Consider the following 23,023-nt stretch of genomic DNA (forward strand, 5'->3'; position numbering starts at 1 on the left):
GAGCCGTGACATGAGAGGCAAGAGAACAAGACCCCGGACGACCGTCCTCGTCGCCCTGGCCCTGGTCGCCGGTCTCGGCGCCACCGTCCCCGCGCACGCCGACACCCCCGCCTACCCGTTCCGCGATCCGAACCTCCCCGTCTCGAAACGCGTCGACGACCTGCTCTCCCGCCTCACCCTCGACGAGAAGATCTCCCTGCTCCACCAGTACGAGCCGGCCATCCCCCGGCTGGGCATCCAGTCCTTCCGCACCGGCACGGAGGCGCTGCACGGGGTGGCCTGGCTGGGCAAGACGACCGTGTTCCCGCAGGCGCTCGGGCTGGCGTCCACCTGGGACCCGGCCCTGATCCGGCAGGTCGGCTCGGCGGTCGGCGACGAGGCGCGCGGCTTCCAGCAGACCCGCCCGGCCGGCTGGGGGCTGAACCTCTGGGCGCCCGTGGTCAATCTGCTGCGCGATCCGCGCTGGGGCCGCAACGAGGAGGGCGACTCCGAGGACCCGTACCTCACCGGTTCGATCTCCACCGCGTACGGCACGGGCCTGACCGGCGGCGATCCGAACCATCTGAAGACGGCCCCGACCATCAAGCACTTCCTCGCCAACAACAACGAGGTCCACCGCGACACGACCTCCTCCGAGCTGCGCCCGCGCGTGCTGAAGGAGTACGACGAGCAGGCCTTCAAGCCGGCGATCGCGGCGGACGCGGCGACGGGGGTGATGTCCTCGTACAACCTCGTCAACGGCCGCCCGAACACGGTGAACCCGGCCCTCGACGACACCGTGCGCGGCTGGAGTTCGCAGCGGCTGCTCAACGTGACGGACGCCTCCGCTCCCGGCAACCTGGTCGGCAGCGAGAAGTACTACGGCACCCAGACGGAGGCCGACGCGGCCGCGCTGAAGGCCGGCATCGACAGCTTCACCGACAACGACACCGACTCCGGCCCGACGACCACGGCGATCAAGTCGGCCCTGACCGCCGGCCTGTTGAAGGAGGCGGACATCGACAAGGCCGCGGGGGACGTGCTGAGCGTCCGTGTCCGGCTGGGCGAGTTCGACCCGGGCGGCGGAAAGTACGGCTCCATCGACGCGTCCGTCATCGACAGCCCGGCCCACCGCGCGCTGGCCCGCGAGGCGGCGACCGAGGCGGCGGTGCTGCTGAAGAACCAGAAGGGCGCCCTGCCGCTGAAGAAGTCCGCGAAGGACGTGGCCGTGGTCGGCCCGCTCGCGGACACGCTCTACACGGACTGGTACTCGGGCACGCTCCCCTACGCCGTCACCCCGAAGGACGGCATCGAGGCCAAGCTCGGCACAGGTGTGACCAGCAGCGAGGGCGTCGACCGGATCGCGCTGAAGGACGCGGCGACCGGGAAGTACGTGACGGCGGGCACCGGGGACACGGGCGCGGCCCTGAAGGAGACGGACGCCTCCGACGCCACTTCACAGTTCGACGTCTTCGACTGGGGCGCGGGCGTCGTGACCCTGCGCTCGGCCGCCAACGGGAAGTACGTCGGCTACAACTGGTCGAACTTCGTCAACGACCAGGCGCAGCCGGGCGGCTGGTTCGTGCAGCAGCAGTTCAAACTGGAGCAGCAGGACGACGGAACGTACCTGCTGCGGTACGCGGGCTACGAGACCCAGGAGTCCTGGTGGAGCAACCCGGTCTACCTCGGCCCGACGGGCACGGACGGCACGCTCGGCCTGGTGTCGAAGGACAAGGCCGCCCACTACACCAAGGACGTCGTCCGCAGCGGCGTCGACCAGGCGGTGGCCGCGGTCAGGGGCAAGGACGCCGCGGTGGTCGTGGTCGGCTCGGACCCCTCGATCAACGGCCGTGAAGCCCACGACCGCACCGACATGGGCCTGGCACCGACCCAGGAAGCGCTGGTCAAGGCGGTACACCGGGCCAACCCGCACACGGTCGTGATCGTCGAGAACAGCTACCCCACCACGCTCGGCAGCCTGCAGAGGGAGGTCCCGGCCCTGCTCTGGACGACCCACGCCGGACAGGAGACGGGCAACGCGCTGGCCGACCTCCTCTACGGCGACGCGAACCCGTCGGGCCGCCTGACCCAGACCTGGTACCGCTCCGAGTCCGACCTGCCCTCCATCCTCGACTACGACATCATCAAGTCCGCCCGCACCTACCAGTACTTCAAGGGGCAGCCGCTCTACCCCTTCGGCTACGGACTGTCGTACACGAGCTTCCGCTACGGCGACCTCAGGCGTGTGGACGGCGGCTACGAGGTGGCGATCACGAACACGGGCAGCCGCACGGGCACCGAGGTCGCGCAGCTGTACACCCACCAGCGGGTCTCCCGCGACCAACAGCCCCTCAAGCAGCTCAAGTCCTTCCAGCGGGTGACGCTGGAGCCGGGCGAGACGCGGACGGTGCGGCTGAAGGTGCGGCAGGCGGACCTGGCGCACTGGGACGTCACGCGCTCCAAGTGGGTGGTGGAGAGCGGCACTTACGACGTGCTCGTCGGCTCCTCGTCCTCCGACGTCCGCGCCCGGGCCGCCTGGCGGGTGAAGGGCGAGACCATCCCGCCCCGCGACCTCGCGGCCACGACCCGCGCCGAGAACTTCGACGACTACGCGGGCGTCTCGCTCGTCGACGAGTCCAAGGCGAGCGGTACGGCGGTGTCGGCGTCCTCCGACGGCGCGTGGCTGAAGTTCGCGCACGCCCGGCTCGACGGTCCGTCCGCCTTCCTGGCCCGCGTCTCCGGTGCGGCCGGCACGGTCGAGGTCCGGCTGGGCTCCCCGACCGGCACCCTGCTGGGCACGGCCCGCACGGACGGGACCTCCTCGCCGTACACCTACACGACGGTGACCGCCGCCCTCGCGGGAGCGAAGGGGGTCAGGGACGTGTACCTGGTGCTGTCGAAGGACGTGCGCCTGTCGACCTTCGACCTGAATTGAACCCATCGCCCTTGAGCCCATGACCAAGGCCCCGGTGCTCGAAAGCGCCGGGGCCTTGGTCATTCAGCCAGAACATGGGATGAGTGGAGATGGCGGGAATCGAACCCGCGTCCAACGGTGCAGAATCAGGGCTTCTCCGTGTGCAGTTCGCTGCGATTTTCTCGGCCCCGGCGATCACGCGAACAAGTCGCCGACGGGCCCAGTCACTGTTTGGTTTCCCACCGAACCCCGTGACCGGGCTCGATGGTTTAGTCCCCTAGATTATGCCAGGATCCGGGTCGGGAACACTCCCGGGCTGACACCCATTAAGGGTCCTTCACTCACTGCTTATTAGGCAGCGAGGGCGAAGGACTGGGAATCGCTCTTGGTATTGGCGATTATTTTTTGCGACATATGGTTTACGAGATCATTGCCGCTTCCTCGACACGCTTCCCCTGCTTCGACAGCCGCTGTCGAAACCGATCATCCCCATGTTGTTTTTTCAACGTGCACACCGGCCGTTCGTCCGGTGTTGGTGCCATCGTACAGAACCAACGCGGCCCGATGCCACCGCATTCCCGCCGGACGGACGGGTCAGGCGCCGCGCTGCCTCCGCTTCGCCGCCGCGATCGCCCGATCCGACTCCCGCCGGTCCTGCTTCTCGCGCAGGGTCTGCCGCTTGTCGTACTCCTTCTTGCCCCGTGCGAGCGCGATCTCGGCCTTCGCCCGGCCGTCCTTGAAGTACAGGGCGAGCGGCACGATCGTGTGGCCGGTCTCGTCCGCCTTGACGGACAGCTTGTCGATCTCCTCGCGGTGCAGCAGCAGCTTGCGCTTGCGGCGCGCGGAGTGGTTGGTCCAGGTGCCCTGGGCGTACTCGGGGATGTGGGCGTTGTGCAGCCACGCCTCGTTCCCGTCGATCTGCACGAAGCCGTCGACCAGGGAGGCGCGTCCCTGGCGCAGCGACTTGACCTCGGTGCCGGTCAGGGCGAGCCCGGCCTCGTAGGTGTCGATGATGGCGTAGTCGTGCCGGGCCTTCTTGTTCTGCGCGACGATCTTGCGCTTGCCGCCCTTCTCGCCGTCCTGCGCCTTGGCGGCCGTCCCGCCCTTCTTGGGCTGGGACTCCTTGGGTACGTACATTCCCTTGCTCATAGTGCCGTCCATTTTCGCACTACGTGGGGGTGCTGGGGCCAGTCCTTATACGACCCTCAGTCGTCGCCCAGTCCGCTCAGCACCGTCTCGGCCCGCTGGACGGCGATCGGGCCGTCGGCCTGGTCGACCTCGAGGTCGGGGGTGATGCCGTGGCCGTCGACGCTGCGGCCGGAGGGGGTGCGGTAGTGCCCGACGGTCAGTTCGGCGACGGAACCGCCGGGGAGCCTGCTCGGCATCTGGACGGAGCCCTTGCCGAAGGTCCTGGAGCCCACGACCACCGCGCGGCCGCGGTCCTGCAGGGCGCCGGTGAGCATCTCGGCCGCGCTCATCGTGCCGCCGTCGACGAGCGCGACCAGGGGTCTGGTGGTGTCACCGCCGGGATCGGCGTGCAGGGCCTGCTGCTCGCCGTCCACGTCGTAGGTGGCGACGAGCCCGCCGTCGAGGAAGGCGGAGGCGGTGGTGACGGCCTCGGTGACCAGGCCGCCGGAGTTGCCGCGCAGGTCGAGGATGACGCCGGCGCCGGCGGGTGCCTGGCGGACGGCGGTGCGCACGACGTCCCCGACGCCCTTGCTGAACGCGGAGATCCTGATGACGGTGATCCGGCCGGCGAGCTTCGAGACGGTGACCGCGTCCGTGGACAGCCGGGCCCGGCGCACGGTCTGCGTCCACGCGCGCGTGCCGCGCTGGAGGCCCAGTCGCACCTCGGTGCCGGCGGGCGCGTCCGTGGCGTCGCCGCGCAGTAAGGAGACGACCTCCGTCACCGGCTGCCCGTCGACCTTCTCCCCGTCGACGCTGCGCAGCCGGTCACCGTCGCGGATGCCGGCGGCGGCAGCGGGCGACCCGGCGGACACCCTCGTCACCTCGATGCGGCCGTCCCGCTCCTGGCGGGCCCACAGGCCGACGCCGGTGTACTGGCCGTCGAGGGCCTCCTCGAACTCCTCGTACTGTCCCTCGGAGTAGACGGCGCCCCAGCGGTCCCCGCTGCGGCTGACGGCCCGCTCGGCGGCCTCCTTCGGGGACTTGCCGAGCGCCAGGGCCTCCTCGGCCGCCCGGGCCACGGCCGTCTTCCCGTCGTACCGGTCCACGGACAGGGCCGGACGGGCCGCGTCCGGGGTGGACTTCCCTTCGGCCCGGTCGACTTCGGGGAACGAGCCGGTGGCCGCGCCGGCGACCAGCATGCCGGCGAAGACCAATGTCAGGGCGGCCCCGCGGCGGATGCGGCGGGGCTGACGGAACAGGTCGCGGCCTGACATGCCGGTGAGTCTAGGACAACGCAAGAGGGCCGCAGGGGCTGTTGCCCGTACGGCCCTCTTGTCGTGCGTCACACCTTCAGGTACTTGCGCAGCGCGAAGAACGCGGCCAGCGCGGGCATCAGGAGACTCGTCGCGAGGATGAGCGGCAGCTTCGTCAGCACGGCGTCCCAGCCGATGAAGTTGATGAGGTTGAGCTTGTGGGACAGGTCCAGGCCGTGGTCGATGATGAAGTACCGCGCGATGACCAGGAACCCGCAGGCGACGGTCCCGCCGATCAGTCCGGCGACGGCGGCCTCCGCGATGAACGGCGCCTGGATGTAGAACCCGGAGGCGCCGACCAGCCGCATGATGCCGGTTTCACGCCGACGGCTGAACGCCGAGACCCGCACGGTGTTGACGATCAGCATCAGCGCGACCACCAGCATCAGCGCCATCACCATCCGTGCCGCCCAGTTCATGCCGTTGAGCAGCCCGAAGAGGTTGTCCAGGATGCCCTTCTGGTCCTGCACCGACTGCACACCGTCGCGCCCGTTGAAGGCGGAGGCGATGACCTGGTACTTCTGCGGGTCCTTCAGCTTGATCCGGTACGACTCCTGCATCTGGTCCGGGGTGAGCGAACTGGCCAGCGGTGAGTCGCCGAACTGCTGCTTGTAGTGCTTGTACGCGTCGTCCTGGGACTCGTACGTGACCTTCTGCACGACGTCCATCTTCTGCAGGTCGGCGAGGATCGACTTCTTCTGGTCGTCGGTCACCGCGCCCTTGGCGCAGTTCGGGTCGGAGGTCGCGTCGCTCTTGTTGCAGAGGAAGATCGAGACGTTGACCTTGTCGTACCAGTAGCCCTTCATCGTGTTGACCTGGTCGCTCATCAGGAGCGACCCGCCGAACAGGGCGAGCGACAGGGCGACGGAGACGACGACGGCGAACGTCATCGTCAGGTTGCGGCGGAGACCGACACCGATCTCGGACAGTACGAACTGGGCGCGCATGGCGTCTTCTTCAGGCCTTTCCGTGGACGGTCGCGGGTCAGTGCTGGTAGCCGTAGACGCCGCGTGCCTGGTCGCGGACGAGGCGGCCCTTCTCCAGCTCGATGACGCGCTTGCGCATCTGGTCCACGATGTTCTGGTCGTGCGTGGCCATCACGACGGTCGTACCGGTCCGGTTGATCCGGTCCAGCAGCTTCATGATCCCGACGGAGGTCTGCGGGTCGAGGTTGCCGGTGGGCTCGTCCGCGATGAGCAGTTTGGGCCGGTTCACGAAGGCGCGCGCGATGGCCACGCGCTGCTGCTCACCACCGGACAGCTCACCGGGCATCCGGTCCTCCTTGCCGCCGAGCCCGACGAGGTCGAGCACCTGCGGCACGGACTTGCGGATCTCGCCCTTCGACTTGCCGATCACTTCCTGGGCGAAGGCCACGTTCTCGGCGACCGTCTTGTTCGGCAGCAGCCGGAAGTCCTGGAACACGGTCCCCAGCTGGCGGCGCATCTGCGGCACCTTCCAGTTGGAGATCCGGGCGAGGTCCTTGCCCAGGACGTGCACCTGGCCGTGACTGCACCGCTCCTCGCGGAGGATCAGCCGTAGGAAGGTGGACTTTCCGGAGCCGGAGGACCCCACGAGGAACACGAACTCGCCCTTCTCCACTTCCAGGGAGACATCCCTGAGTGCGGGGCGGGTCTGCTTGGGGTAGACCTTGGAGACGTTGTCGAATCGGATCACGGATGCACCACGGGTAGCCGGGGGTAGATGAGCGTGACCATACGCGACCCGGGTGCGCGACGGCAGGCGGAGGACGGGTTACGCCGGGGTTGTGCGCTTTGTTCCTGCCCCTGTGGGCGACCCCCGCGCACCTGTCGGGTGAACCTGGCACAGTAGAGAAGGGAACGTTCTTGGACCTGTGGACGTTCTCCTCATGGAACCGTTGGGCTAGGAGGGCGAGCGCATGACGTACGACCGGCTGGTGTGCGCGAACTGCGCGGCGCCCGTGAGCGAGGGCCGGTGCCCCGTGTGCCGCGCGAACCGCGAGCGGCTGCAGCAGGAGAACTTCTTCGCCGGGCTGAACCCGGTGGCGCTGATCGCGCTGCTCGCGGCGCTGATCGCCGCCGTGGCGCTGCTGGCGCACCAGACCGCCTAGGCCCAGGAGCCTGGGGCGGACCCGAGACGGAGAGGGCCCGGAGCGTCGAGTGACGCTCCGGGCCCTCCGCTGTCAGGCATGCGCACGCTGAGTGCGCCCGCGGCTACCGTCAGGCAGCCGCACCGCCGCGGCCGCTCATGACGCGCGGCAGGACCCGGAAGCCGATACCGCCGGCGATCATCGTGGCCGCGCCGATCACCAGGAACGCGGTCTGGCCGGCACCGGTCTCGGCGAGCTGGGCGCCGCCCTGGGCCTGGGTGTTCGACGAGGTGGCCGAACCGGTGTCGGTGAGGGCCGCGGAGCCCGCCTCCTGGGCGGAGTTGCCCGAGCCACCGTCGGGGCCGGTGTTGCCGTTGCCGCCGCCGTTGTTGCCACCGTTGCTGCCGCCGCCCGCGGGCGCGGAGGTCGGCGGGTCGGTCGGCTCGGTGGGGTTGCCGGTGGGCTCCGTCGGGTCACTGCTCGTGGGCGGCGCGGAGGTCGGCGGGGCAGGCGGCGTGACGGGCGGGGTGCTGATCGGGTCCGTCGGCAGCTGGCTGGCCGGGTCGGTGGGGCTGGGCGGCTCGCTCGTCGGGCCGTCGCCGGTGTTGACGGCCGCATTGATCTTGACGGGGCCGGCCTCCACGCCCACGTTCAGACCGGCCGCGGAGGCGACACCGGCGGCGGTCAGCGAGGCTCCGGCCGCGACCACGGCGCCGGCGGCTATCCGCGCGACGCGGATCCGCGTCTTCTTCGTCATAAGGTTGCTACCCCCAGTAGCTCATCGTCATCGAGGCGGCGCTCGGGGGCCGTGATCGACGGGGGTGGCTGCGCTGCAAGTCCCCCGGTTCACATGCGCCCCAGAGATACGCATGCCAAGCGCAACCCTTCCCATTTTTCAATGCAACGTCAAGGTCGTTGCGAGCGCGATGTCCTCTTCCGCGCTCTTTCATGGGAATTGGAACCTGTGAGTGTGATGTAAAACCCAGACAAACGACAACTGCCGCCTGGGAGGCGGCAGTTGTCATGTCGACAAGTTCACTTCGGGCGTTACTTCTCCTGCTGCTTGCGCCAGCGAATCCCGGCCTCGAGGAATCCGTCGATCTCGCCGTTGAAAACGGCCTCGGGGTTGCCGACCTCGTACTCGGTGCGCAGGTCCTTGACCATCTGGTACGGGTGCAGCACGTACGACCGCATCTGGTTGCCCCAGGAGTTGCCGCCGTCGCCCTTGAGGGCGTCCATCTTGGCCTGCTCCTCCTGCCGGCGCCGCTCGAGGAGCTTGGCCTGCAGGACGTTCATCGCGGTGGCCTTGTTCTGGATCTGCGACCGCTCGTTCTGACAGGAGACGACGATGCCGGTCGGCAGGTGTGTGATGCGTACCGCCGAGTCGGTGGTGTTGACGCCCTGACCGCCGGGCCCGGAGGACCGGTACACGTCGATCCGCAGTTCGCTCTCGTCGATCTCGACGTGGTCGGACTGCTCGACCACGGGAAGGACCTCGACGCCCGCGAAGGAGGTCTGGCGGCGCCCCTGGTTGTCGTAGGGCGAGATGCGGACCAGGCGGTGCGTGCCCTGCTCGACCGAGAGGGTGCCGTAGGCGTACGGCACCTGCACGGCGAAGGTGGTCGACTTGATGCCGGCCTCCTCCGCGTACGAGGTCTCGATGAGCTCGGTCTTGTAGCCCTTCTGCTCCGCCCAGCGCAGGTACATCCGCTGCAGCTTCTCCGCGAAGTCGGCGGCGTCGACGCCACCGGCCTCGGCGCGGATGTTGACCAGGGCCTCACGGGAGTCGTACTCCCCGCTCAGCAGCGTCCGGACCTCCATCTCGTCCAGGGCCTTCCGCACCGAGGCCAGCTCGGACTCGGCCTCGGCGCGGGTGTCCGGGTCGTCCTCCTCCTCGGCCATCTCGAACAGCACGGAGAGATCGTCGATCCGTCCGCGCAGCGCCTCGGCCTTCCTGACCTCGGCCTGGAGGTGGGAGAGCTTGCTGGTGATCTTCTGCGCTTCGTCCGGGTTGTCCCACAGGGACGGCGCGGCCGCCTGCTCCTCGAGCACGGCGATGTCTGCCCTCAGCTTGTCGAGGTCCAGAACGGCCTCGATCGACTCCATGGTCGAGGAGAGGGACTTGAGCTCTTCGGATACGTCGACGACTGCCACGCCCCCCAGCCTAACGGCTACACCAACCGACCTCGCCCGACCGGCGTACACCCCGCAAAATCAGCCCCTCGGGCACATCAGCCCCTCCGGCGTTCGAGGAGCGGGGGTCCGGGAGCCGGCCCCCGGATACGGGGGGTCGAAGGGGGCACAGCCCCCTGGTGACGGGACGGGAAGGGGCGGCGGGGCGAAACACCCCGGACGCGCACCCCACCCCCTCACGGCGAAGCCGGCGCGGAGTGCTTCGTGTCCGACGGCGACGCCCCCGCGTCATCCCCGGACGTCGCCACCCACGCCCCCACCCCCACCGCGGCCACCAGCAAGACCCCGGCCGCCCCCAACGCAACCCGCCGACGACGGGCGACGGCCGCGGCCCGATGCCGAGCGGACCCCGGCCGAGGCGCCCCCGCCGCCCGCGGCACCCGCGCCGTCCCCCGGGCACCCCCCGCGAGCTCCTCCGGCCCCGGCACCCGCATCGACGTGTGCGTGTCCCGGTTCGAGTCGGCCGGCTTCGCGCCCGGCACCAGCGGCACCGCGCCCCGCCGCCGCACCGGCTCGCCCACCGGCACGGCTGCCGTCTCCTCGGCCTCCTCGGCCGGCTCCACGTCCGGCTCGTCCACGTCCAGCGGCGGCATCCCCGCGACCAGCGGCAGCAGCTCCCGCAGACGTACGCCCAGCTCGGAGGCGCGCAGCCGGGAGGCCGGGGCCTTGGCCAGGCACTGGACGAGGAGCTGCCACAGCTCGTCGGGGATACCGGGCAGCGGCGCCACCGTCTCCGTCACGTGCCGCCGCAGCACGGCGCCCGGGTGTCCGCCGCCGAACGGCGTGAAGCCCGCCAGCAGCTCGTACAGCACCGTCGCGAGGGCGTAGATGTCCACCGCGGCCCGCGGTGGCAGGCCCTCCACGATCTCCGGGGCGAGATAGTCCGGGGTGCCGATGATCTTCGTGGCGCGGGTGCGGCGCGGGGAGTCGATGAGCTTGGCCACACCGAAGTCGGTGAGCAGGGCGGGGTGCGCGCCACCGGGGCCGAGCGGACCCTGCATGTCCAGCAGGATGTTCTCCGGCTTCACGTCACGGTGCACGACCCCGGCGGCGTGTGCGGCGGCCAGCCCGTCGGCCACGTCCGCGACGATGGCGACCGCCGCCGCCGGCGCGAGCCGCCTCTCGCGGTCGAGGCGGGTGCGCAGGTCGGTGCCGCGGACGAGGTCCATGACCAGCGCCAGGTCGTTGCCGTCGACCACGAGGTCACGGACGCAGACGACGTTCGGGTGCTCCAGGCCCAGCAGCGCCGTGCGCTCCTGCACGAAGCGGCCGACGAGTTCCTGGTCGGCCGCGAGATCCTCGCGCAGCAGCTTGACGGCGACGGGCCCGTCCGGACCCTCGCCCAGCCACACCGTGCCGGCGCTGCCCCGCCCCAGGATCTGGTTCGCGGTGTACCGGCTGCCGATCTTCCGTCCCAAGACTGCTCCTACCGACGCGTGTTGCCGACAAAGCTACGCGTCCGAGGAGCCAACCTTCACCGCGGAGACGGAAATCACCCACCAGATGTCGACAAATAACCAAACTCGCGGTCGGGTGGCTCGCGGCCGGATTCCGCGCCGGTCAGTGGTCGCTGCCGCTGCCGCCGCCATTGCCGCCGCCGTTGCCGCCGCCCGAGGAACCGCTCAGGTTCCCGATCCAGCCGCTGACGTCGTCGTACCACTGCTTGAGCTGGGAGAAGTAGCCCCGGCCGGTGCCGATCCAGTGCTGCAACGGGGTGAACTCCCAGATCAGCCAGCTCGCGACGAACAGGATGACGATCATGAACAGACAGCCCTTGAGGCAGCCGAGCCCGGGGATCTTCATCCGGTTGGGGCTGGGCTGCCGCGGCGGCCGGGGCTCGCGGACCGGGCGCTGCGGCTCGGGCGCGGGCGCGTACCGCTGCGGCCGCTGGTGCTGCGGCGGGGCGTACTGCTGGGGCTGTTGCTGCTGCGGATAGGCGTACGCCTGCTGCTGTCCGCGCGGGGCGCGCTGCGGCGGGCGCTGCTGCTGGGGGCGCTGCGGCTGCTGGTCGGGGCGGGCGACCTGGCGGTGCGGGCGGCGGCGCAGCGGGTCGTCGTTCGGGTCGAGGTACTGCACCTGCGTCTGCTCGTTGCGGTCGCGGGCGGCGCGCAGCTGGTTCTGCCAGGGGTGCGGCTGCTCGGGCTGCTGCCCGGGCGGCATCGGCGGCATGACGGCGGTCGGGTCGGCCGTCCCGGTGTTCGGGAGGACGGCCGTGGGGTCGGCGGCCCCGACGAAGCCGGGGCGGCCGGTGGTGGGCAGGACGTTCGTCGCCGCGTTCGGGTCGTAGGCGCCCGCGCCGTGCGGCAGGACCTGGGTGGGGTCGGCGGAGCCGGGGACGGCGGCCGGCTGCGGGTCGGGGGCCAGCAGCGCGCCCACGCCCTCGGCGGCGGCGATCTGGGCGGAGCTCGCGTGCACGCCGACGCCCGCGGCGACCACCCGCAGGGCACGGGCGAGGTTCTCGGCGCTGGGCCGGTCGTCCGGGTTCTTGCGCAGGCAGCGCTCGATGACCGTCCACAGCGGGTCGGGGACGGTGGAGGGGCGGCGCGGTTCGGCGCTGAGGTGCTGGTGCAGGACCTCGAGGGCGGACTGTCCGGAGAACGGCGGGCGGCCGGTGACCAGCTCGTACAGCAGGATGCCGGCGCCGTAGACGTCGACGGCGGAGGTCTGCGGACGGCCCTCGGCGGACTCCGGCGCGACGTACGCGGGCGTGCCGACGAACTCGTGGGTGCGGGTCAGGCCCGGGGAGTCGGCCAGACGGGCGATGCCGAAGTCGGTGAGCATCGGGTGCATCTGGCCGCCGTTCTGCGCGAGCAGGACGTTGGCGGGCTTCAGGTCGCGGTGGACGACGCCGTCGGCGTGGCTGGCGGCGAGCGCGTCGGCGATCTGGGCGGTGAGCAGTGCCGCGCCGACCGGGCTGAAGGGGCCGTTCTCGCGCAGGTAGCGGTGCAGGTCGGGGCCCTCGACGAGGTCCATGACCAGCGCGAGCAGATCGCCCTCGACGACCAGGTCGCGCACCCGCACGATGTTCGGGTGGGTCAGCCGCAGCAGGACCGAACGCTCTCTGAGGAACCGCATCACGATGTCGGCGTCGCTCGCGAGCTCCTCCTTGAGGACCTTGATCGCGACCGTCTCGCCGGGCTGGCCGGGCACGGCGGCCTCGGCCCCCGCGGTCTCCCGCTGGCGGGCTCGCCAGACGGTCCCGGTGGCGCCGCGTCCGAGCGGCTCCTCCAGGAGGTACTTGCTGCCTACCGGCCGCACGTCATGCGCTCCCTGCTTGCCTGGGTTGCTTGCCTGGTGTTCCGACCCACTCTAGTGCCGCCGCGTGAGGCGGCATCCTGTCCGCTTTGTGTGGCTCTTCCGCCGCCTGGTCCGGTGGCGCTCCCGGTGCCAGTTACGTACCGGTTCCCCTCATTGTTCGAAGGGAAGACGCTCGACCCGGTCGACCGGTTGCCGGAGGCCGGACGTGACCGATCTCAACTGATCACCGACGCGCTACTGGTCAGGCACTTTTGGGGGCAGAGCTGACCAATCAAGATCACTTGGGACCGGGGCGCGGGCGTGTTGTCAGCGGTAGGTGCGAGGATGCCTGTCGTACTGGCCGACGTGCTCGTGCGGGGTGGGGGGATTCCGCGCCGCCCGCGCAGAAGGGACCGCTGACGGCGATGCAGATCCGGCTGACCGTCGTAGACCCGCTGGGCCCGCCCGACCGGGCGCGGGGCCGCACCGCGAGCCGTGACGTGCTGGTCACGGCCCCGGCCGGCACGGCCCTCGCGGCGGTCGCCTCGGCCCTGGCCTCCGCGGTCTCCGGCGACGGTTCGACCGGTGCGGGCGGAGCGGTGGTCCTGTACGCCGACGGGGAGCGCCTCGACGACCGGCGCTGCACACTGGGCGAGCCCCCGTTGATCGACGGCGCGGTGCTGTCGCTGGGCGCGCCCGCCGAGCCCGAGCCGCATCCCGAGCTGGACGACGCCCCGACCCAGCTGCACGTGGTGGCCGGCCCGGACGCGGGTGGCGTCCACCTCCTGCACGGCGGCGAGATCCGCATCGGCCGTTCCGCCGACGCCGACGTCCCCCTCGACGACCCCGATGTCTCCCGCCTCCACTGCGCCGTGACGGTGAACGCCGACGGCCAGGTCTCCGTCGCCGACCTCGGCTCCACCAACGGCACGATCCTGGACGGCAGCAGTGTCACCACCCGCCCGGTCCGTTTCGCGCCGGGCGCGCTGCTGCGGATCGGGGAGTCGGCGCTCCGACTGGCGCCCTCGGGCGGCCCGGGGGCCCGGGTGCCCACCACAGCGGACGGGGAGGGGTGCGTCCGGGTGCCGGGCGGGGGTGCCGCGGCACCGATGGACCGAGGGTCCGGGGGTGGCGCCGCAAGGTCGACGCGGTCCGGTGCGCGGGACGGCGGGCCCGCGGGGGTTCCGCACGCGCGCGTGGCCGACGGTGGCGACGGCGCCCCGTCCTCCCGGGGGACGCCCACGGCACAGGGGCACGACTCCGCACCACCGCCGGTCGTACCGGGCCAGGGCCGGGCGCCCCGCATCGAGAGCAGGGCATCCGGTGTCGTGCCGGGTGCCCCCGGCGACGGCGACACCCACGCCGGCCAGTTCGGCGCGCCGGTATGGGCCATGGACGCCGGCACCGGATCCAGCGAGGCGGGCCGCCCGGGGGGAACGCCCCTCCAGAGCGCGAACCCGGACTCCACTGACCCCGAAGGCGCCTCCGCGAGCGGCCGCCGCACAGGCACCCCGCTGAGGGGCACCGACGTCCCCCCGGGCGTCCGCAAGCGCGGCGGGCTCTCGGCGTGGGCGCGCCGGCTGGCCGGGGGCCGTACGGAGCAGGTCGCGGCGGAACAGGAGGCGTACGGCGACGAGGAGGCGCCCGTCGCGGCAGCCGCCGCCCCCGTGCCGGTCGCCGGTCCCCAGCTCCCGGAGACCTGGCCGGACCCGGCGGCCGTGCTGCTGACGGCGCTCGGTCCGGGGCCGCGGCTGTGGGAGCGGGGCCCCAGACACCCGGAGGCGCTCACCGTGCGCCTCGGTACGACGGACCGGGCGGCACCCGACGGCTCCGGCCTGCTGCCCGCGGTGCCGGTGACGGCGGATCTGCGCGAGGTCGGCGCCCTGGGCCTCGCGGGCCCGCGCGGCCGCCTGGCCGGGCTGGCCCGCGCGGTCGTGGCCCAACTCGCCGCGCTGCACGCGCCGGAGACCCTGGAGCTCGTGCTGCTCAGCGCGGACCGGGCCCGCCCCCTGGAGGAGCGCACGGCCGAGTGGGCCTGGCTGGGCTGGCTCCCCCACCTGCGTCCCGCCCACGGCCAGGACTGCCGCCTGCTGCTCGCCTACGACCGCGAACAGGCCACCGCCCGCACGGACGAACTCCTGCGCCGCCTGGACGACCAGTCGGCAGAAGGGGGCCCGGCCGCCCTCCGACCGCCCCTGGAGGTCCGGGGAGCCGTCCGCCGCCCCTCCTGGGCCCGTGCGGACGATCCGGACGAGGGTGCCGGCTTCGCCGGGCCGTACACGGTTGTCGTGGTCGACGGCGACCCCGGGGGCGCCGACGTACGCGAGGCGGTGGCACGGCTCGCCTCGCAGGGACCCGAGGCCGGTATCCACGTCCTCTGCCTCGCCGAGACGGAACCCGCCTCGCCCGCCTCCCCGGTCACGGACACGTACGAGGCGGCCTGCGCGGTGTCCCCCGCCTTCCGCGAGTGCGGCGCGGTCGCCCTGCTCAGCGGCGACGTGGCGACGGCCCTGCGGCTGATGCGGGTGGCGAGGACCGGCGCGCCCTCCGGGGCCGCCGCTTCAGCCGACTCGGCCCCCGCCCCAACCTTCCCCGGCGGCACGGAATTTTCCGGGACCACTCCTCCGCAACCCGGCGCCACGGGCGGCCACCCCGCCCCTGACGGCGCCGTCACTCCGGCCGGCTCCGGCCCCGTGGGCCCCGTGGGCCCCGGTACGGTCGCCGCCGTGGACGCCGTCTCGCTTGCCTGGGCCGAGCGGTTCGCGCGGGCGTTGGCGCCGGTGCGGCTGGACGGGTCCGGGGTCGGGCGGGACACACGTGTGTCCGTGCCGTTGCCCCAGTCGGCGCGGCTGCTGGACGAGTTGGGGCTGGCGCGGGCCACCCCGGCGTCCCTCATGGCGCGCTGGGCGGACGCGGCGGACGATCCGCACGCGCTCGGCGGACGGGCCTGGGCCGTGCTCGGTGCCGGACCGCGCGGTCCGGTCTCGGTGGACCTCATGGCCGACGGACCGCACCTGCTGGTCGAGGGCCCGGCGGGCAGCGGCCGCACCGAGTTGCTGCGTGCCGTGGTCGCCTCGCTGGCCGCCGCCGAGCGCCCCGACCGGCTCGGCGTCGTCCTGATCGACGGCCTCGGCGACGGCCTGCGCGTGTGCACGGACGTGCCGCACGTGACGACCCACCTCACCGCCAACGACCCCGTCCGCATGCGGGAGTTCGCCCAGTCGCTGAGCGCCGAACTCAAACGCCGGGCCGAACTGCTCGGCCGGTCCGACTTCGCCGAGTGGCACACCGGCCGGGAGCTGGCGGGCCGCATGGTGGCCCAGCGCAGCACACCGGTCCGCTCCACGCCCGGCACCAACGGCGCCGCCGACCTGGACACCCCGCCCAGCTCGACCCTGCGCCTGCGACCGGCGGCCGCGCGTCAACGGACCGAGGCACCACCGCCGTTGCCCCGGCTCGCGGTGGTCGTCGACGACCTGGACGGCCTGGTCTCCCCCGCCCTCGGCTCCCCGGGCCGCCCCGCCGCGGGTTCCGTGATACGCGCGCTGGAGGCCGTGGCGAGGGAGGGTGAGCGGCTGGGCGTCCACCTGGTCGCGGCGGCGGGCCCCGGCGGCCGTACGGCGGAGTCGGAACCGGCCCGCAGGGCCACGCTCCGGGTCTCCCTGGAGGCGCCGGGCACCGGTCCCGACGACCCCGCGCCGGGACGCGGCCGGCTGATCTGGTCCGACGGCCGTACGACACCCTTCCAGGGCGGCCGGGTCACGGGCCGCATCCCCCGAACGGCCACCCTGCGCCCCACGGTCGTGCCGCTGGACTGGCCCCGCATGGGCGACCCCCCGACCCGCAGGCCCGTCCGGGAACTGGGCAACGGGCCGACGGACCTGGCCCTGCTCGCCAGTGCCCTGGACCGTGCGGCACGCGAGGTCTCGGCGACGGAGGTCCCCTCGCTGTTGTGACCTGTTCGGTGTCACTGCCTCAACTCCCCGTGGCCGCCGGGTACCTGGTCACACGTCGGTCACGATCCCCCGGTTGACACATGACGCGGTCTTGCCGCCCTCAACCCCGCGGCGTAGACCAGATCGCACGGGACAGCGCTCGACGTTCGACGACGAACGAAGAACGGGGCAGTGATGCGCAGTACGAGCACCAGGAACCGGAAACGCAGGACTGTGACGGTCACCGCCGCCCTCCTCGCGGGAGCGCTCTCGCTCGCCGCCTGCGGAGGCAGCGGCAACAAGAGCAGCGGCTCGGGAGGCGGCAGCACCGCGAGCAGCGGCGGCAGCGGGCTGAAACTCCCCCGGCTGAACGGCCAGACCCTCGAGGTCGCCGCCGTCTGGACGGGCGCCGAGCAGGACAACTTCATGAAGGTCATGGACGAGTTCAAGAAACGCACCGGCGCCAAGATCGACTTTGTGCCGACGGGCAACAACACGTCCACCTTCCTCGGCACCAAGATCCAGGGTGGTCAGCCGCCGGACGTGGCGTTCCTGCCGCAGGTGGGCGTGCTGCACCAGTTCGCGGACAAGGGCTGGATCAAGCCGCTCGGCGCGGACACCAAGGCCCAGTTGACGAAGAACTTCTCCAAGGGCTGGGTGGACCTGGGCGCCTGGAAGGGCACCCAGTACGGCGTCTACGCGAAGGCCGCCAACAAGTCGCTGGTCTGGTACAACACCAAGGCCTTCGACGCGGCCGGCATCAAGGACACCCCGAAGACCTGGAAGGACTTCCTGACCACCGCGCAGACCCTGTCGGACGCCGGTTCCCCCGCGGTCTCCATCGGCGGTGCGGACGGCTGGACGCTCACCGACTGGTTCGAGAACGTCTACCTCTCGCAGGCGGGCCCGCAGAAGTACGACGAGCTGGCCGCGCACAAGATCAAGTGGACGGACCCGTCGGTCAAGGACGCCCTGACCACGCTCGCCCAGCTGTGGGGCAAGAACGACCTGATCGCGGGCGGCACCAAGGGCGCGCTGAACACGGAGTTCCCGAAGTCGGTCACCCAGACCTTCTCCGGCTCCACCCCGGCGGCGATGGTCTTCGAGGGCGACTTCGTGGCGGCGAACATCAACGGCGACACCAAGGCGAAGCTGGGCACGGACGCGAAGGTGTTCCCCTTCCCGGCGGTCGGCTCGCAGGCCCCCGTGGTCAGCGGCGGCGACGTTGCGGTGGCGCTGAAGGGCGGTCAGGGCGCGCAGGCGCTGCTGACGTTCCTGGCGTCGACGGACGCGGCGCAGATCTGGGCGGCGCAGGGCGGCATCCTCTCCCCCAACAAGCAGATGGACATGTCCAGTTACAAGGACGCCGTCACCAAGCAGATCGCTCAGCAGCTGCTCGCCGCCGGTGACAACTTCCGCTTCGACATGTCCGACCAGGCCCCGGCGGCGTTCGGCGGCACGGCCGGCATCGGCGAGTGGAAGGACCTGCAGGACTTCCTGCGCAACCCGAAGGACGTCGCGGGCGCCCAGCAGAAGCTGGAGGCCGACGCGGCCAAGGCGTACGGCGCCGGCTGACGGTCCGGCGATGACGTCTGTGGCGAAAGCGACGGGGGGCGCCGGCGCACTGCCGACGCCCGCCGCCACACCGCGCAAGAGCGTCACGGGGACACGGCTGTGGGTGGCGGTGCTGTTCCTGCTGCCCGCGTTCGTGCTGCTCGGGGCGCTCGTGGTCTACCCGATCGGGTACTCGCTCTGGCGCAGCCTCTACGGCGCCGGCGGCTCGGACTTCGTCGGACTGAAGAACTACGGCGACATCTTCAGCGACAGCCGCACGCTGACCGCCGTACGGAACACGGCTATCTGGGTGGCGGTCGCGCCCGCCGTCGTCACCGCGCTCGGGCTGATCTTCGCCGTGATGACCGAACGGGTGCGCTGGGGGACGGCGTTCAAGCTGATCGTCTTCATGCCGATGGCGATCTCCATGCTCGCGGCCGGGATCATCTTCCGGCTGGTCTACGAGCAGGACCCGAACCTGGGTGCGGCGAACGCGGTGGCGAAGTCGATCCACGACACGTTCGTGTCGTCGTCGGTCTATCCCGACGCCCGGCCGAACGCGACGGCGAGCGACCTCAGGCCGTCCGGGGGCGGCTCGTTCACCACGACCGGCACCGTGCACGCGGGCACCCCGGTGATGCTCCCGCTGGTCGGTATCGCGCCCAATCGGCTCCCCGGCACCCCGCAGAACGCGAGGGCGGCGAGCGGCAGCGGCATCACCGGCACCGTCTGGCTGGACTTCAAGCTGGGCGGCGGCGGCACGAAGGGCAAGGTCGACCCGGGCGAGAAGGCGCTCAAGGGCGTCACGGTGGAGGCCGTGAAGGACGGCAAGGTGGTCGCCTCCGCCAAGAGCGGCGCGGACGGCACCTTCACTCTCCCGGCGAAGGCCGAGGGGGCCCGACTGCGGCTGCCGGCCTCGAACTTCTCCGCGCCCTACAGCGGCATCGACTGGCTCGGGCCGACGCTCGTCACACCGGCGATCATCGGGGCGTACGTCTGGATGTGGGCGGGCTTCGCGATGGTGCTGATCGCGGCCGGTCTCGCGGGCGTCGACCGCAACCTGCTGGAGGCGGCGCGGGTCGACGGGGCCAACGAGTGGCAGGTGTTCCGGCGGATCACGGTGCCGCTGCTCGCGCCGGTCCTGGTCGTCGTCCTCGTCACGCTGATGATCAACGTGATGAAGATCTTCGACCTGGTCTACATCATCGCCCCGCAGCCCAGTCAGGACGACGCCAACGTCCTCGCCCTGCAGTTGTTCCTGTCGTCCTTCGGTGGCGGCGGCAACGAGGGCGTCGGCAGCGCGATCGGCGTCATCCTGCTGCTGCTCGTTCTGCCGGTGATGTGGGTCAACATCCGGCGTCTGCGAAGGGAGAAGCAACGGTGACCGCACTCGACACCACCGTGCGCGCCAAGCGCTCCGTCGCCGCCCGGGTGGCGAGCGGCGCGGCGGGCGGCGTGATGCGGGTCTTCCTGGTCGTGGTCGCCGTGTTCTGGCTGGTGCCCACCTTCGGCCTGCTGGTCTCCTCCTTCCGCCGGCCCACCGACATCGCCGCCTCGGGCTGGTGGAAGGTGTTCACCGCGCCCGGTCAACTGACCGCCAGGAGCTACCAGTCGCTGCTGGAGAAGGACGCGATCACGCACGCGTTGTTCAACACGGTGTGGATCACGGTGCCGGCGACGCTGCTCGTCGTGCTGCTCGGCGCGATGGCCGGATACGCGTTCGCCTGGATGGACTTCAAGGGCCGCGACTGGTGGTTCCTGGTCGTGGTCGCGCTGCTCGTGGTCCCGGTGCAGGTCGCGCTGATCCCGCTCGCCGACCTCTTCGGCAGGATCGGCATCTTCGGCGACATCATCGGCGTGGTCCTCTTCCACGTCGGCTTCGGACTGCCGTTCGCCATCTTCCTGCTGCGCAACTTCTTCGCGGAGATCCCGCGTGAACTCCTGGAGGCGGCACGGCTGGACGGGGCGGGCGAGACCCGGCTGTTCCTCACCGTCGTTCTCCCGCTGGGCGCCCCGGCCATCGCCTCGCTGGGCATCTTCCAGTTCCTGTGGGTGTGGAACGACATGCTGGTCGCGCTGGTCTTCTCCAACTCCCAGTCGCAGCCGCTGACCGTCGCCCTCCAGCAGCAGGTACGGCAGTTCGGCAACAACATCGACGTGCTGGCACCCGGCGCGTTCATCTCCATGGTGATCCCGCTGATCGTGTTCTTCGCGTTCCAGCGGCAGTTCGTGTCCGGGGTGATGGCGGGCGCCGTCAAGTAGCCGCCACGTCAACGGAAAGGGGGGACGCCCACACCGGGCGTCCCCCTTATGCCGTACGAAACCGTAACCAAGTCACTCCATCGGCCGTTTCCGGGCAAGGCCCACTCGTCCGCGCCGACCCCATGGATGTGCCGTGCCCAGGTTCAGTGTCATCGTCCCCGCGTACAAGGTCCAGGCGTACCTGCACGAGTGCCTGGACTCGGTGCTGTCGCAGTCCTACCGGGATCTGGAGCTGATCGCCGTCGACGACTGCTCGCCGGACGGATCCGGCGCGCTCATCGACGAGTTCGCGGCCCGCGACCCACGCGTGCGCCCCCTGCACCTCGCCGAGAACCAGGGCCTCGGGCCTGCCCGCAACGCCGGTATGGCGCAGGCGAGGGGCGACTACCTCGTCTTCCTGGACGGCGACGACACCCTCACCCCGCACGCCCTGTGCGCGATCGCCGACCGGCTGAAGGAGACGGGCGAACCGGACGTGCTGGTCTACGACTACGCGCGGACGTTCTGGACCGGCGAGACCCTCCGCAACCAGGCCGCCGCGCAGCTCGCCGAGGAAGGCCCGGCACCGTTCCGTCTGGAGGACCGCCCGGGCCTGCTGCAGCTGCTGATGGTGGCCTGGAACAAGGCGTACCGGCGGGAGTTCGTCGAGCGCGAGGCCCTCACCTTCCCGCAGGGCTACTACGAGGACACCCCGTGGACCTTCCCGGCGCTGATGGCGGCCGGATCGCTGGCGACCCTCGACCGGGTGTGCGTGCACTACCGGCAGCGCCGGCGGGGCAACATCCTCGGCACGACGAGCCGCCGGCACTTCGACGTGTTCGAGCAGTACGACCGTGTCTTCCAGTACGTCGAGCGGCACCCCCCACTGGCGCGCTGGCGCCCGGTCCTGTTCCGCCGCATGGTCGACCACCTGGCGGTCGTGTTCACCCGGCCGGGGCGGCTGCCGCGCGAGGCACGCGCCGAGTTCCTGCGCAAGGCCCGCGCCCACTACCGGCGTTACCGCGTCCCCGGCGCACCGCTCACCCTGCGCCATTCCCTGATCCGCTGGGGCCTGCACCGCACGTACCGGGCTCTGCGGGCGGCCTCCGCGCTGCGCCGCGGGCTGCTCAAGAGCACCACCCGCCTGGTCAGGTCCCTGCGCGCGACGGCCCTGCGCGCCCACTACCGCGTCCAGCGCACCCTGCCGCTGCGCGCCGACCGTGCCGCATTCGGGGCGGCGGAGGGCCGCGGCTGCAATCCGGCCGCCCTGGAGGAGGCGTTCCGCGCGCTCACCCCGCACATCCGCACGGCCTGGCTCACCGGCCCCGACCGGGCCGCGTACTGGACGGCCCTGGCCCGCTCCAAGTACCTCGTCCACAACGCGGAGTTCGACCACCGCCTGGTCAAGCGCCGCGGGCAGGTCCTGATCCAGACCCAACGCGGCACGCCGCTCGGCCACATGGGCCTCGACCTCCAGGAACGTCCGGCGGCGGCACGGGACCTGGACTTCGAGCGACTGCTCGAGGACGTCGACCGCTGGGACTACGTCGTGTCCGCCAACCGCCACTCCACCCTGGTCTGGGAGCGCGTCCACCCGGGCGACTACACCACCCTGGAGTACGGCCAGCCCCGCACCGACCTGTTCCAGAAGGCCACGTCGGCGGAGGTCACCCGGCTGCGTACGGCCCTCGGCATCCCCGAGGACACGGTCGCCGTCCTCTACGTCCCCGCCCCCCGCGACTACCGCCGCACCCAGGCCTCCCCCCTCGACCTGGAACGCGTCCTTCGCCGCCTGGGCCCCGGCTACGTGATCCTCGCCCGCACCCCGGGCCCCGTCCCGCGCGACGCACGGATCATCGACGTCACCGGCCACCCGAGCCTGACCTCCCTCTGCCTCGCCTCGGACGCCCTGGTCACCGACTACGCGCCCGTGATGTTCGACTACGCCGGCCTCGACCGCCCGATCGTGCTCCACACCGAGGACTGGGAGGCGTACGACGCGGCCCGCGGCACCTACGTCGACCTGCGCTCCTTCCCGCCCGGCGCGGTCGCCCGCAGCGAGGACGAGCTGATCGACGTCTTCGCCACCGGCCACTGGCGCGGCTCCCGCTCCGCCCGGCTGCGCGCCGCCTTCCGCGAGCGCTTCTGCCCGTACGACGACGGACGCGCCGCCGAACGGGTCGTCCGCCACGTGGTGCTGGGGGAAGCCGGCCTCCCGGCGGTGATCCCCCCAGGCGAGCGGCACCCGGTCCCGTCCGCCGCCGCGGGCCTCGCGCGCGCCTCGCAGGCCACCCTGCCGCAACCCACCGGTTCCCTGACCGTCACCGACAGCCTCTGAACGCCGTTCTCACTCCGGGGAGTTCGCATGTCCTCCAGCCCGTCACGGCCCACCCCGAGCCGGCCGTCCACCTGGCGTCCGGCGGGACGGCCAGGACACTGACCGCATCGAACCCTACGAAAA

Annotated in this window: 15 protein-coding genes and 1 other RNA gene; 7 read left to right on the forward strand and 9 right to left on the reverse strand. The window is 71.6% G+C overall.

The genetic code is table 11. The features are described 5' to 3' along the window. The first annotated feature begins 10 nt into the window (after window positions 1–10). Window positions 11–2,914, forward strand: a complete 2,904-nt coding sequence (locus ACIRVK_RS07795; protein WP_404244524.1) for a glycoside hydrolase family 3 C-terminal domain-containing protein — start codon at window positions 11–13, stop codon at window positions 2,912–2,914. 81 nt (window positions 2,915–2,995) lie between these two features. Here ACIRVK_RS07795 and ssrA read toward each other — a convergent pair. From ssrA to ftsE, 5 genes are all read right to left on the reverse strand, one after another. Next, window positions 2,996–3,384: a transfer-messenger RNA gene (gene ssrA / locus ACIRVK_RS07800) on the reverse strand. A gap of 103 nt (window positions 3,385–3,487) precedes the next feature. After that, window positions 3,488–4,030, reverse strand: coding sequence for an SsrA-binding protein SmpB (smpB, locus tag ACIRVK_RS07805; RefSeq protein WP_404244581.1), 543 nt, complete (start codon window positions 4,028–4,030; stop codon window positions 3,488–3,490). A gap of 68 nt (window positions 4,031–4,098) precedes the next feature. Continuing rightward, on the reverse strand, window positions 4,099–5,295 hold the full coding sequence (locus tag ACIRVK_RS07810; protein ID WP_404244525.1) for a S41 family peptidase: 1,197 nt from the start codon (window positions 5,293–5,295) through the stop codon (window positions 4,099–4,101). A 68-nt stretch (window positions 5,296–5,363) separates the two neighbouring features. Next, entirely contained in the window at window positions 5,364–6,281 is a 918-nt protein-coding gene (gene ftsX / locus ACIRVK_RS07815) for a permease-like cell division protein FtsX (protein ID WP_404244526.1), read from the reverse strand. Between the two features lie 37 nt (window positions 6,282–6,318). Then, complete coding sequence (gene ftsE / locus ACIRVK_RS07820) at window positions 6,319–7,008, reverse strand: cell division ATP-binding protein FtsE (RefSeq protein ID WP_404244527.1); 690 nt, start codon at window positions 7,006–7,008, stop codon at window positions 6,319–6,321. A 223-nt stretch (window positions 7,009–7,231) separates the two neighbouring features. On the opposite strand from ftsE, the gene ACIRVK_RS07825 reads away from it, so the two are divergent. Further along, window positions 7,232–7,423, forward strand: coding sequence for a hypothetical protein (locus ACIRVK_RS07825; protein WP_404244528.1), 192 nt, complete (start codon window positions 7,232–7,234; stop codon window positions 7,421–7,423). A gap of 109 nt (window positions 7,424–7,532) precedes the next feature. Here ACIRVK_RS07825 and ACIRVK_RS07830 read toward each other — a convergent pair whose 3' ends face one another. The 4 genes from ACIRVK_RS07830 to ACIRVK_RS07845 form a co-directional block, all read right to left on the reverse strand. Next, on the reverse strand, window positions 7,533–8,159 hold the full coding sequence (locus tag ACIRVK_RS07830; RefSeq protein ID WP_404244529.1) for a hypothetical protein: 627 nt from the start codon (window positions 8,157–8,159) through the stop codon (window positions 7,533–7,535). A 290-nt stretch (window positions 8,160–8,449) separates the two neighbouring features. Next, entirely contained in the window at window positions 8,450–9,556 is a 1,107-nt protein-coding gene (gene prfB, locus ACIRVK_RS07835; RefSeq protein ID WP_404244530.1) for a peptide chain release factor 2, read from the reverse strand. A 215-nt stretch (window positions 9,557–9,771) separates the two neighbouring features. Further along, window positions 9,772–11,013, reverse strand: coding sequence for a serine/threonine-protein kinase (locus ACIRVK_RS07840; protein ID WP_404244531.1), 1,242 nt, complete (start codon window positions 11,011–11,013; stop codon window positions 9,772–9,774). A gap of 142 nt (window positions 11,014–11,155) precedes the next feature. Continuing rightward, window positions 11,156–12,853, reverse strand: coding sequence for a serine/threonine-protein kinase (locus ACIRVK_RS07845; RefSeq protein ID WP_404244532.1), 1,698 nt, complete (start codon window positions 12,851–12,853; stop codon window positions 11,156–11,158). Window positions 12,854–13,257: 404 nt separating this feature from the next. Between ACIRVK_RS07845 and ACIRVK_RS07850 the strand changes: the two genes are divergently transcribed. The 5 genes from ACIRVK_RS07850 (at window position 13,258) to ACIRVK_RS07870 (ending at window position 22,900) form a co-directional block, all read left to right on the forward strand. Then, on the forward strand, window positions 13,258–16,788 hold the full coding sequence (locus tag ACIRVK_RS07850) for an FtsK/SpoIIIE domain-containing protein (protein ID WP_404244533.1): 3,531 nt from the start codon (window positions 13,258–13,260) through the stop codon (window positions 16,786–16,788). Window positions 16,789–16,962: 174 nt separating this feature from the next. After that, window positions 16,963–18,342: an ABC transporter substrate-binding protein gene (locus ACIRVK_RS07855; protein WP_404244534.1), complete on the forward strand. Its 1,380-nt coding sequence runs from the start codon at window positions 16,963–16,965 to the stop codon at window positions 18,340–18,342. 10 nt (window positions 18,343–18,352) lie between these two features. Continuing rightward, a complete protein-coding gene (locus tag ACIRVK_RS07860; protein WP_404244535.1) occupies window positions 18,353–19,705 on the forward strand; it encodes a carbohydrate ABC transporter permease in 1,353 nt (450 codons plus the stop codon). Next, window positions 19,702–20,583: a carbohydrate ABC transporter permease gene (locus ACIRVK_RS07865; protein WP_404244536.1), complete on the forward strand. Its 882-nt coding sequence runs from the start codon at window positions 19,702–19,704 to the stop codon at window positions 20,581–20,583. Before ACIRVK_RS07860 ends, ACIRVK_RS07865 begins: the two co-directional genes overlap by 4 nt. Before the next feature lie 133 nt (window positions 20,584–20,716). Next, window positions 20,717–22,900 (forward strand): CDP-glycerol glycerophosphotransferase family protein, encoded by a 2,184-nt coding sequence (locus ACIRVK_RS07870; protein ID WP_404244537.1) that lies wholly within the window; start codon window positions 20,717–20,719, stop codon window positions 22,898–22,900. The last annotated feature ends 123 nt before the right edge of the window (window positions 22,901–23,023 follow it).

The organism is Streptomyces sp. NPDC101152, assembly GCF_044768275.1.
Taxonomy (GTDB): Bacteria; Actinomycetota; Actinomycetes; order Streptomycetales; family Streptomycetaceae; genus Streptomyces.